The following is an 11,662-nucleotide window of genomic DNA, read 5'->3' as shown; positions in this document are numbered from 1 at the left end:
ATATGGATATGCATTATTAAAGCTGCTGCTTCACTACATGCATATCCATATCTACACATGCAAAAAACTTACATGTAAGAACGTTCAAGATTTAACATTTACCCATTTGCTTCTTTTCGTTTCTAAACTTGTTTACTCTACCAGAAGAAGAATGGTAGAAAGGCTAACGATGCAATGGCTCCGAATGCTATACCTGTTCCAAAGCCCGCACCAAAGCCCCAACCCCAGCCCCATTGAACTTCTTGACCCTCATGAGCTGAATCTTGGGCAATAGCGGACTCAGCCTTTACCTCCTCAGAGTTTAAGCCAGTTATCCCTGCACCGTATGGCCTATAGTATAAATGACTAGGTGTAACTCTTGTAATGACTCCACGATGAACTCGGCCATCATGTGTTCTAAATTGCACACCACGACCAACATTACGTCTACAACTATGATAATATGACATTTTGTATCCTCCCTTCACCCTCAAGTACTTCATATATATGTCCAAGTAGGTGATAAGGTAAAGGCTACTGACATGATGCGTTTCAAATATGGACGAATCCACTGCTTTGCTTAAGATTTCGTTCTAAGTGGATCCCATATCCGATAGAGATCAAACCAACTAGATATTATTCTCAAGAAGTCTATATTTCCGTTACAGGATTAAAAATAGGTAAACAGAGAAAACTGTCCCTGAGAGGAAAATTTACTCTGGGACAGCTTCATTCCGTTTACTATTTAATTTTATTTGAATCTCTATCCTACATCCTTATAATACCATTGTTCATGCCTGTATTCTTATTCTGCCTCATTCCAAATATCCATAATTTGATCAGGAACAATGGAGGTTTGGTCTGTCATCCACTGCGCAATGGATGAACTAGCCAGCCATTGATGACCAGTTTCCCATGGGATAAAAAACAAAACATGGACCACAATAAACATCAACACAAATATTTGCAGCACTCCGAGTGTTCCACCTAACCAGCGGTTGATCAAATTAAGTCCAGGTAAAGAGGCAACTGCCGTTAATAAGTGACCTATAAGACTTAACACTAGCTTCGTACCAAAAAAAAGGAGGGCAAAAGCAAGAGCTTTATAAAACATCCGCTCTAAGTCTAGAATTAGCAATAGGCTTGCTGCTCCCTCAGGCTCAGAAAACGGGTAAGGAATCACTCCTTGTAGCATCTCCGCCACCGTTCCATTAAAGAGGAAAGCCACAATAATAGCTACTATAAACCCGACCATGTGAATAGCCTGTTTAATTAATCCTCTTTTATAGCCCATAATAAAGCCTGCTACCAATAAGCATAAGATGACAATATCAAATGTACTCATAGCTACTCCTTTGTTTGGTCATCTAAAAGCTTTAGAAAATCCTCATACTCTATTCTCAGCTCGCTATGCTCCTTCTTAATCTCTTCATACATACGCTGGGATTCAACATACTCTTGCTCTAGCTCTACATACTCCTGTTGAAGCTGCTGTTTCCCTTGCTGGAGCTCCTTACATGCTTCCTCCAATTGCTCATTCACTTCCCTCTGCCTTTGTAGCTCTTGCGGAAGCTGAGTGGAAGAATCCTGAAGACTTTGGTGCTTTTGCTCTAACTCCGTGTATTGAGCCTTCAATAGCTCATATTCATCAAGCAATTGACGAAATCCTTGTCGCTCTTTATCAAGCTGCTCTTGGGATTGCTTGAGTTCAGCCTGCAAGCCATCACTTCTCTTTTGCAGCGAATTTTTTTCCGTCTGGAGCTGATTGTTTTCTTCCAGAAGCTTCTCATGCTCCGTCTGAAGCTTCTGGTTATCCAGCTGAACATGCTTGCTTTCCTCTAGCAACTGGTTGTTCTCCTCTAGCAGCTTAGCATATTCATCAGCAATATTGACCGCTGATAGAACAGCTGTTTTAGCTGTATCTAGAGTTGGATTCAGCTCAGCTATGCCCTTCATTTTTTGATCAACCTGATGGGCAATCTGCTGAATATGAAACGGACTTTCATAACCTTTTATTTTATATTGTTGGCCAAGAATCGTAACATTAACCGTATTTTTGTGCTCTTCCCTCATCAAAAAGCCCCCTTGGTGCTTTTTATTACTTACGTAGGGCTGCCCCCCAGGCTACTTCTAGCTGTGCTACAACCTTATCATGTACCTGCTTAACCTCTTCATCCGTTAACGTTTTAGCTGGATCAAAGTACTGTAGTGAAAAGGCGATGCTCTTCTTACCTTCTAGTACTTTCTCTCCCTCATACACATCAAACAAACGAACGGCTTTAAGCAACGGTACTCCAGCCTCTTCTATCGTCTGCATCATTTTCCCTGCAGGGATATCTTGATCAACTACAACAGCTATATCTCTTTGCATACTTGGATATTTAGGTAGTGCTTGATAGGCAATTTGTTCTGGCTGCTTCTGTAATAAAAGCTCTAAGCTTATTTCAAACACATACGTTTCCTCAAGGTCTAAATCTAGCTGCTTTTTAGGATGAAGCTGACCTACATAGCCAATATAAGTTCCGTCATGCATTAACTTTGCACTTCTTCCAGGGTGAAGTCCCGCGATTTTTGCTGCTTCAAATTGAATGTGCGGTAAATCTAGCTTTTCAAATAATCCCTCAATGATCCCCTTGGCGACAAAAAAGTCTAAAGGTGTTTTAACCTGCTGCCACGGATGAAGCTGCCATATCCCAGTCAATAAACCAGCCATTTTCTCTTCTTCTGTAGGTAGCTGAGTTAGCTCCTTTTCTTCTGATAAAAAGACATGACCGATTTCAAAAATATGCGTATTCGCTTCTGTACGATTTTTATTATATAGGGCAACATCAATTAAGCTTGGAATTAAGGACGTGCGTAAATGACTTCTTTCCTCACTCATCGGCATACTTAAAGCAATCGGCTGAAGCTCCTCACGTTCAAGCATCTCCTTACCCCAGGAGGCTTGTGTAGCACTAGTTAAAGAATATGTGGTCACTTGGTTCAAGCCTGTTCCTTGTAAAAATCTTTTAATGTTGTGTCTTAGTTGCTGTCTCACTGATCTTGAGCCAGGCGTTGTTCGACCTGCTGGAAGAGTAATTGGTATTCGATCGTAGCCGTAAAGTCTTGCTACTTCCTCCATCATATCCTCTTGGATACGTAAATCTGGTCGTCTAGTTGGTATTTCAACTTTAATCTCATGCCCTTTGTTTTCATACTCAAAGCCCAGTCGATCTAAAATATTCGTGACTTCTCCAGTGTTTAGCACCGTACCTAACACTTTGTTTAATTTTGCCACATGAACAGGAATCTGTACACGATTAAAATTCTCTAGCTGCTCTGTACGCTCCTCAGCGATTCCAAGCAATATTTGAGCACCAGCTACCTCCTGCAAAAGAGCTGCTGCTCGGTGAATTGCCTGATACACTCTTTCAGGGTCTACTCCTTTTTCAAAACGAGCACTTGCCTCTGAACGTAGCCCTAACGCCTTAGACGTTACCCTAACAGAAAGACCTGAGAAATACGCAGACTCTAGAATGACATCCTTTGTTTGCTCAGTTACTTCAGAGTTTGCTGCGCCCATTACACCAGCTACGGCAATGACTTTCTCTGGATCAGTGATAAGAAGCATGCCCTCTGTAAGCCCTCTCTCTTGATCATCTAATGTCACTACTTTTTCATTAGCTACTGCTTCTCGAATCACAATGTGCCCATCCTTAACATGCTGTGCATCAAAGGCATGAAGAGGCTGACCATACTCTAGCATGACATAGTTCGTTACATCGACCACGTTATTAATAGGACGAATCCCCGAGCTTATTAAACGATTTTGTAGCCATAAAGGGGAAGGACCGATGCTAACACCTGTCACCTTCCTAGCCACATAATGAGGACAAAGCTCGGGCACTTGGATGGATACTTTTACTTCCTCTGAAATAGCCCGGCCTTCTAATTCAACAACATCCTCTGAAGGTAGAGTAACCTCCTGACCAAGAATAGCAGCCACCTCATACGCTACTCCAAGCATACTAAGACAATCCGAACGATTAGCTAAAACGTCTAGCTCAAGCACTACATCATCAAGGTCTAGCTGCTCTAAAACAGAGCTCCCTACCTCTAAATCTTCTGGTAGTACCATAATCCCACTTTTAAATTCAGGAGCAATTAAACGCTCCTCAATCCCTAGCTCCTGAGCCGAGCAGATCATGCCCTCCGACTTTTGACCACGTAGCTTTGCCTTTTTGATTTTGAAATCTCCTGGCAAAACGGCTCCAACCTTAGCTACAGCTACCTTTTGCCCTTGATCCACATTAGCAGCTCCACAAACGATTTGAACCGGCTCTTCCTCTCCAACATCCACCTGACATACACTCAGCTTATCTGCATCTGGATGCTTTACCCTTTCCTTCACATAGCCAACAACAACATGCTGGATTCCTTTATTACGATAATGAATCATATCGACTTCAATACCAGCTCTTGTGATTTTCTCTGCTAATTCCTCTGGCGTTACGCCACTTACATCTACGTATTTACTTAACCATTTATATGACACTAACATATGTTAACCCCTTTCGGATACGTTTTAGATTTGACTTGGCGCTACATTCTTTGAAACTGCTTAAGGAAACGAGCATCGTTCGTATAGAAATGACGGATATCATCAATTCCATATTTCAGCATAGCAATTCGTTCCACACCCATCCCAAAAGCAAATCCAGTGTATGTTTTAGAATCATATCCAGACATTTCAAGCACGTTTGGATGAACCATTCCAGCACCTAAAATCTCAATCCAGCCCGTATGCTTACATACTCTACATCCTTTTCCACTACAAAGGATACAGGAGATATCCACTTCAACGCTTGGCTCGGTAAATGGGAAGAAGCTTGGGCGTAAGCGAATGTTTTGGTCATCACTGAACATTTCTTTAGCAAAGGTCAAAAGCGTACCCTTTAGATCGCTCATACTGATGTCTCTATCGATATAAAGTCCTTCAATTTGCATAAATTGATGGGAGTGTGTCGCATCGTCATCATCACGGCGGAATACCTTCCCCGGACAAATAATCTTAACAGGCACTTCACCTTTCATCTCCTGCATGGCTCTTGCTTGAACGGGAGATGTTTGAGTTCTCAACAAAATATCCTCCGTGATGTAAAAGGAATCCTGCATATCCCTTGCCGGGTGGTTCTTCGGTAGGTTCAAAAGCTCAAAGTTAAAGTAATCTGTCTCTACCTCTGGACCTTCAGCAATTTTAAAGCCCATACCCAAAAAGATATCTTCAATCTGTTCGACCACTTGTGTTAGCGGATGTGTACTTCCTGCCTTTACAGGACGACCTGGAAGAGTCACATCAATCGTTTCAGTTGCTAACTTGTCCTCTAATAGCTTAGCTTCAAGCTCATTCACTTTGGAGGTTAATGCTTCCTCGATCTCATTACGCACCTCATTAACTAGCTGCCCCATCAATGGTCGTTCCTCTGCTGACAATTGGCCCATACCTCTTAATACCTCAGTGATGGGTCCTTTTTTCCCTAAGTACTCGACCTTCACATCTTGTACAGCTCTCATATCCTGAGCCTTCGTTGCCTTTTGAATAGCTTCCTCTTTCAAAGCCAATAGCTTATCCTTCATTCCTTTTACACTCCTTCTTTATGCTTCATTGCTTACTCATTCATATTTTGGAATTCTGCATGAATGGTCAGTAGCCTTCCCTATTGCATCTCACCCTTCAAGCTCTCCACGGATTTTAGACACAAAAAAAACCTCTCCCATAAAAGGGACGAAGGCTCGCGTTACCACCCTTGTTAAACGACAGGAAGCTCCATAAAGGAGGTTATCATCGTTCCACTTCATTCAAATAACGGGATTTCTTTCCCGGTACCTGCTACCTCTAAACAACAAAACACCAAGTGCATGCTATTTAGGCTCACAGGACAGCTCCTGAGGGAATTCAATAGGGTTTTCCTTAGAGCTGCTTACAGTCACGACAGCTCCTCCCTGAAAGGCTACGATCTACCTACTCTTCTCATTCTTAGCTATTTGCTTATAGAATTGTCAAATCTATGTCTTATTATATGAAAAAATAACAGGGTTTGCAAACGTCATTTATCATTCATCACTAAATTCCCCTGTTTCCTCTACTGCCCTTCTAATTAAATCATAGTTCCTGTCCGTTACGGAAGAAAATCCAGTTGCTCCAAAGTAGTTTAGAATCTCATGTTCTTCAATTCCAACTAAAGCTGAGCGAAGCTGTCCCTTTAATTCCTCACCAATTTGGTAAGATACCACCCATGGACTAAAATAAAGAGGGTCTGAGCTCCATATGATCTTCACTCTATCCTCATCCAGCAAGCCCTGTTCCACAAACAGCTCAAAGAACAGACTGTTTAATGCTCCAGCGTCTACTTCTTTGTTTTTTATCGCTATAGCTGTAGCTTCGTTGGAACCTAAATCTATAAGGGCTAATGGTTGATTTTCTGTCTGTGCTGTATGTGCTGTACTTACTCTACCAGCCTCAAACTGACTTAGGGCAAGCCTCGGGACCAGTGTTCCACTGGTTGAGAAAGGTCCACTAAAAGCAAAGCTGCGCTGCTGTGCTCCATCCATAAACTCCTCTAGGGTATCCCATGGCTGTTCGTTTAGACTGATAATATATGAATAATGATAAGCTTGTTCATCTACCATCATTGCAGCAATAGCCTGAGCGGAAGAACGCTCATGAGCCGCCACATAGCTAGCTGGTCCTAGGAAGGCTAATTGGATTTGCCCATATTCTAAGGCCTCAAGTAAAGAATGATAGTGATCAAAGGTTATCGCTTCAACCTCAAGAGATGTAGCTTCAGCCAATAGTGTTTCTAATTGACGCAAGGGTTGCTCTGCCATTTCTGCTTCATTTTGAATAGGTGAACGTATAATACCAACGTTTAGCTCTAGAGGTTCGATTTCAGCAACACGTTCTAGGCTTTGATGTTGTAGCTCCATATCCTGCACTACTTCTGATTGTTCCATAGCAGAATGATTCTCACGAAGTGTGTAGGCAGTGAAGGAAATGGTTAGAGCTAAACAAGCTCCGATTAAGGCATAGCTTCTTACATAGGGTCTTTTCCACATCTTTATTATGACTCTCTTTCTACATAAAATGAAATTGTGACCTGATGGAGTAAAGTAGAATCCCTGTTGCTACTCCAACGTTCAAGGACTCAGCCTGACCCCAAATAGGGATCTTCACACGCTGATGAGCTTGAGCTAAGGCGTATTCAGACACACCTTGACCTTCATTTCCTACAATCAAAGCTATTTTTGGCTTGTTTTGTAGGGCAAGCTGCTGAACATCTACACTGTCCGTTAAAGCAGAAGCTAATATGGTCCAGCCTTCCTTCTCTAGATCTGGTAAGACCTCCTCTAGCTCCTCCTGAATAATAGGTAGGTGAAAAATGGAGCCCTGTGTAGAACGCAGCGTTTTTCCGGAATAGATATCTGCGCTTCCCTTACTTATAACAATGGCATCCACACCAGCAGCATCAGCTGTCCTAATGATAGTACCCATATTTCCTGGATCTTGAACCTGATCAACAACTAGGATGGTTTGTCCTGCTTCAAATAAAGCACTCTTCTCATCAATCTTTAACTCTCGTTGCTTTACAATCACTATGATTCCCTGAGGTGCTTCTGTCTCGCTTAGCTCTAAAAACAGCTTACTACTTAGTTCGAACGTTATTGACTTATATGGGGCTAAGTACTGTTCCAATGAAGGTGTAACTACAGTATCCTGCATCAGCAAGACAGCATCAATATCCCACTTAGACATAAATGCTTCCTCTGCAAGATGAAACCCTTCTACTAGAAAGCTCCGTTGCTTGGTTCTCCCCTTTTTAGTTAAAAGCTTTTTCCACTCCTTAAAGCGGGGATTCTGGCTGGATTCAATATACATGAACGTGCTCCTTCAATCATAATTTCAATCATTTCATTTATCTATTTCAATTCTCTTTTTATTTCGCTTAAGGAGTGTTTGCTCCCTTTCACTTCTCTCATTCATACTATACCAAAAAATTGCTCATACTAATAACGCAGCTAGCAAACGATATAACTTTTCAAGAAAAGGAGATAAAGAACAGATGAATCTTAACCTGCGTCATGCGATAGTTGAAAACCTTAATGGAAGTGATGAGGAGCATATTCGGGCAACAATTTTAGATGCTATTGAAAGTGGAGAGGAAAAAATGCTACCTGGTTTAGGCGTATTATTTGAGCTGATGTGGGATAAAAGCTCAAATGAGGAAAAGGAACTAGTCATTTCTCATATTAAAGCGGGGCTTCAGTAACTAGCCCCTTTTGTCTATTTGCTTTCGTTATGTATGTAGAAGTGGTGGTGTCTCAAAAGTCTTTTTAGACCTTGAAACACCCCTTTTTACTTCTATTAATCTTCCTTGCCGTCTATTCTTATACACTTCTCTTCGTATTCCACTTCGCTCTTTACTTATACAATAAGCAGTGAATCTTAACTAGCACGCTCTACCCTAATTTAATTTTCTCCACAGTTTCTGCATCTAGCTTCTTAATTACAGCAACAAGTAGATTCACGGCGTTATCATAATCATCACGGTGTAAAATTCCTGCATGGCTATGGATATAGCGAGTAGCAATTGTGATCGCTAAGGAAGGCACACCATTCCCCGTAAGCTGAATACGCCCAGCATCCGTACCTCCGCCATTAATGAAATCAAATTGATACGGAATCTGATTTTCCTCTGCTACCTTGACAACAAAATCCGTAAGGTTTTTATGAGCAATCATCGATGCATCATATAGAATAATTTGAGGCCCTTTTCCGATCTTCGAGTTTGCTTCCTCTGGCTTAATCCCTGGTGTATCTCCAGCAATCCCCACATCAACAGCAAAGGAGATATCTGGTTGAACAAAATGACCAGCCGTTTGTGCTCCGCGTAGTCCAACCTCCTCTTGAACGGTTCCTACACCATAGAACGTATTCGGATGATCCTCCTCCTTTAAGCGCTTCATCACATCAATAGCGATGGCGCAGCCAATTCGATTATCCCATGCTTTAGCCATCAATAGCTTAGGATTCTTCATGACTGTAAAAGGACAAATAGGAACTACCGTATCTCCAGGACGAACACCAAACTCTTCCGCTTCCTCACGACTTGCTGCTCCAATGTCAATAAACATTTCCTTCACATTTACTGATTTTTTACGTGCTTCTGGAGGTAGAATATGTGGTGGCTTCGAGCCAATAACCCCTTCAACCTCACCTTTTCTAGTTAATACTAAAACACGCTGGGCTAGCATAACCTGCTCCCACCAGCCGCCTAATGTTTGAAACTTAAGGAATCCACTTTCTGTGATTTGAGTAATCATGAAGCCTATTTCATCTAGGTGACCGGCAACCATGATTTTAGGCCCGTCAGCCTGACCTGTCTTTTTAGCAATTAAGCTGCCAAGGTGATCCTGCTGAAGCTCTGTAGCATGTGGCTCAATCCACTTTTCCATCACCTTTTTTACAGCATGTTCATTTCCAGGAACACCGGGACATTCCGTTAGCTCCTTAAACATTTGTAAGGTAGTATCTTGACCAGACATCTATAATCCCTCCTAAATGTACACTTTATTATGTAACACTATGCTATTATACTATATAGATGTAAGGATGAACATGCTCGCTGGGTTGCGATAGAGCTTAGGTGTTTTTTTAGAAGGAATCAACTATACCGAAACCAAATGATTACTTGTTACGTACAATATATATACGTAATCGTTGTACATAGACCGAAAATATGGTGCAACGGGTTCTTAACCTAAGTTGCTCTAAGCATTGTTCATGACATATGGGGCGATTTCATCTTTTTTAAATTTTTTTGGAGACAATAGGGGGTAGCATATGGCTGTTTTTATAAGAATATTGATCTTTTTCTCTATCATCGTATTAACATACATGATTTTTAAATACTTGTTCCATCCTAAGCGGAAGCTTGAGCTTGCTCATGATAAAAAGGAATTATATCTTTTAGACGATTTTAAGCAGGTAAGAAAAAATCTCTTGGTTACGCAAAAAGGGGTGCTTTTTGAAGGAGAAAAGTATCTTGGAACAGCAGATGAAGCGTTTCGTGTTGTTCATATTAAGCTTTGGACCAAATCTAGGAATGACCTACACGGTCTCAGAACGGCGGACTTTGAAGAAATTGAAAACCTCCTATTTAAGCACTACCCTTACGCTTCAATTGAATGGAGTGGTCCTGTGAAGGAGCTTCTCAAAGGAAATAAATAAAATTTTTATCTTAGAGAAATTAGTTATATGCAAAAAAGCTTCTCATTCTGTCTCCTTTCGGATATCACCCGAAGTACAGAATGAGAAGCATTTTTATGTTCCATGTAGATGCTCATCTACATGAGATCGAAATTATTGACCTTTTGCTTTTGATACTAATTGAGCAAATGTATCTTTGTCGTTTACAGCAAGGTCTGCTAGCATTTTACGGTTAATGTCCACACCAGCAGTCTTTAATCCGTGCATGAATTTGCTGTAAGATAACCCGTGAATACGAGCTGCCGCATTGATACGTGTAATCCATAGCTTACGGAAATCACGCTTTCTTTGACGACGGTCACGGTAAGCATATAGTAATGATTTTAAAACCTGAGCATTAGCTGATTTAAATAAACGGTGTTTGGAACCGAAATAACCTTTAGCTAGCTTTAATACTTTTTTACGACGACGGCGTGAAACAATACCACCCTTAACTCTTGGCATAAAAAGTCCCTCCTATTACTTGTAAGTTAACATTTCTTTAATACGTTTGAAATCTCCACTGCTCACTATAGCAGCTTTACGAAGCTTACGCTTTTGCTTTTGAGTTTTGTTAGAGAACATATGGCTTGTAAAAGCACGAGCACGCTTAAGTTTGCCACTTCCGGTCTTTTTAAAGCGTTTTGCTGCACCTTTATGTGTTTTCATTTTTGGCATAACGATTTCCTCCGTTCTTATTTATCTGTCGTTTTAGGAGAAAGAATCATTAACATACTACGGCCTTCCATCTTAGGCTTGGATTCAATCTCTCCTACTTCGGCAATATCTTTTGCTAAGCGATCTAATACCTGTCTACCAATCTCAGAGTGAGTAATTTGGCGTCCTTTAAATCGAATGGAGCATTTTACTTTATCACCATTTTTGAGAAACTTGACGACATTACGCATCTTTGTTTGATAATCATGGTCCTCAATCGTAGGGCTAAACCGAACTTCTTTAAGACTAATGATTTTCTGCTTTTTACGTGCTTCTTTATCTTTCTTTTGCTGCTCAAACTTAAACTTTCCGTAGTCCATAATTCGACATACTGGTGGTTTAGCTGTAGGAGCTACATTGACAAGATCTAAGTTAGCATCAAAAGCTAATTGTAACGCTTGACGGATCGGCAAAATTCCTAACTGCTCTCCATCGACTCCAATGACACGAACTTCCTTCGCACGAATGCCTTCATTGACTAAAAGTTCCTTGCTAATATGTTGACACCTCCAACAAGATTTTGGCCAAAATCTTAAGACTAAGGATGGTACACGTAGCAAAATAAAAAAGCGGACGCAAAACGCCCGCATAAATACTTCTCACAAGTAGCAACCTGTCAACAATACGTCAATCAGGTGAGAAGCGGGTCGCTTCTGCTTATGTCCTATCCTATTTAATCCA

The 11,662-nt window shown here is 41.1% G+C and carries 13 protein-coding genes and 2 other annotated features; of the genes, 2 read left to right on the top strand and 11 right to left on the bottom strand.

The features are described from left to right. Positions 1-137 precede the first annotated feature (137 nt). From J2S11_RS06330 to J2S11_RS06300, 7 genes are all read right to left on the bottom strand, one after another. Positions 138-449 carry a hypothetical protein gene (locus J2S11_RS06330; RefSeq protein WP_307392444.1) on the bottom strand — a complete coding sequence of 104 codons (312 nt, stop codon included), beginning with the start codon at positions 447-449 and terminating at the stop codon, positions 138-140. 335 nt (positions 450-784) lie between these two features. Beyond that, a complete protein-coding gene (locus J2S11_RS06325; protein WP_307392442.1) occupies positions 785-1,324 on the bottom strand; it encodes a CvpA family protein in 540 nt (179 codons plus the stop codon). A gap of 2 nt (positions 1,325-1,326) precedes the next feature. Next, positions 1,327-2,052: a cell division protein ZapA gene (gene zapA / locus J2S11_RS06320; protein WP_307392440.1), complete on the bottom strand. Its 726-nt coding sequence runs from the start codon at positions 2,050-2,052 to the stop codon at positions 1,327-1,329. 25 nt (positions 2,053-2,077) lie between these two features. Then, entirely contained in the window at positions 2,078-4,519 is a 2,442-nt protein-coding gene (pheT, locus tag J2S11_RS06315) for a phenylalanine--tRNA ligase subunit beta (protein WP_307392438.1), read from the bottom strand. Positions 4,520-4,560: 41 nt separating this feature from the next. Continuing rightward, positions 4,561-5,595: a phenylalanine--tRNA ligase subunit alpha gene (gene pheS, locus J2S11_RS06310; RefSeq protein WP_307392436.1), complete on the bottom strand. Its 1,035-nt coding sequence runs from the start codon at positions 5,593-5,595 to the stop codon at positions 4,561-4,563. A 141-nt stretch (positions 5,596-5,736) separates the two neighbouring features. Continuing rightward, positions 5,737-6,006: a binding site (T-box leader), on the bottom strand. A gap of 66 nt (positions 6,007-6,072) precedes the next feature. Beyond that, entirely contained in the window at positions 6,073-7,074 is a 1,002-nt protein-coding gene (gene phnD, locus J2S11_RS06305) for a phosphate/phosphite/phosphonate ABC transporter substrate-binding protein (protein ID WP_307392435.1), read from the bottom strand. A gap of 19 nt (positions 7,075-7,093) precedes the next feature. Then, a complete protein-coding gene (locus J2S11_RS06300) occupies positions 7,094-7,894 on the bottom strand; it encodes a TrmH family RNA methyltransferase (RefSeq protein ID WP_307392432.1) in 801 nt (266 codons plus the stop codon). A gap of 184 nt (positions 7,895-8,078) precedes the next feature. Here J2S11_RS06300 and sspI point away from each other — a divergent pair, with 184 nt between their 5' ends. Beyond that, positions 8,079-8,285 (top strand): small acid-soluble spore protein SspI, encoded by a 207-nt coding sequence (gene sspI, locus J2S11_RS06295; RefSeq protein WP_307392431.1) that lies wholly within the window; start codon positions 8,079-8,081, stop codon positions 8,283-8,285. Between the two features lie 190 nt (positions 8,286-8,475). On the opposite strand, the gene J2S11_RS06290 is transcribed toward sspI, so the two are convergent. Further along, entirely contained in the window at positions 8,476-9,561 is a 1,086-nt protein-coding gene (locus J2S11_RS06290; RefSeq protein ID WP_307392428.1) for a M42 family metallopeptidase, read from the bottom strand. A 298-nt stretch (positions 9,562-9,859) separates the two neighbouring features. On the opposite strand from J2S11_RS06290, the gene J2S11_RS06285 reads away from it, so the two are divergent. Next, entirely contained in the window at positions 9,860-10,246 is a 387-nt protein-coding gene (locus tag J2S11_RS06285) for a sigma-w pathway protein ysdB (RefSeq protein WP_307392424.1), read from the top strand. 132 nt (positions 10,247-10,378) lie between these two features. On the opposite strand, the gene rplT is transcribed toward J2S11_RS06285, so the two are convergent. From rplT to infC, 3 genes are all read right to left on the bottom strand, one after another. Then, positions 10,379-10,729 (bottom strand): 50S ribosomal protein L20, encoded by a 351-nt coding sequence (gene rplT / locus J2S11_RS06280; protein WP_307392421.1) that lies wholly within the window; start codon positions 10,727-10,729, stop codon positions 10,379-10,381. Positions 10,730-10,744: 15 nt separating this feature from the next. Then, positions 10,745-10,942: a 50S ribosomal protein L35 gene (rpmI, locus tag J2S11_RS06275; RefSeq protein WP_307392418.1), complete on the bottom strand. Its 198-nt coding sequence runs from the start codon at positions 10,940-10,942 to the stop codon at positions 10,745-10,747. Between the two features lie 17 nt (positions 10,943-10,959). Next, entirely contained in the window at positions 10,960-11,571 is a 612-nt protein-coding gene (gene infC / locus J2S11_RS06270) for a translation initiation factor IF-3 (protein ID WP_307392415.1), read from the bottom strand. Next, positions 11,537-11,646 (bottom strand) — a sequence feature (ribosomal protein L20 leader region). Its footprint overlaps the gene before it by 35 nt. Positions 11,647-11,662: the final 16 nt, after the last annotated feature.

This window comes from Bacillus horti (assembly GCF_030813115.1).
Taxonomy (GTDB): domain Bacteria; phylum Bacillota; class Bacilli; order Caldalkalibacillales; family JCM-10596; genus Bacillus_CH; species Bacillus_CH horti.
Note: the sequence above shows the minus strand (reverse complement) of the source record. Positions and strands in the feature narration are given on the sequence as shown.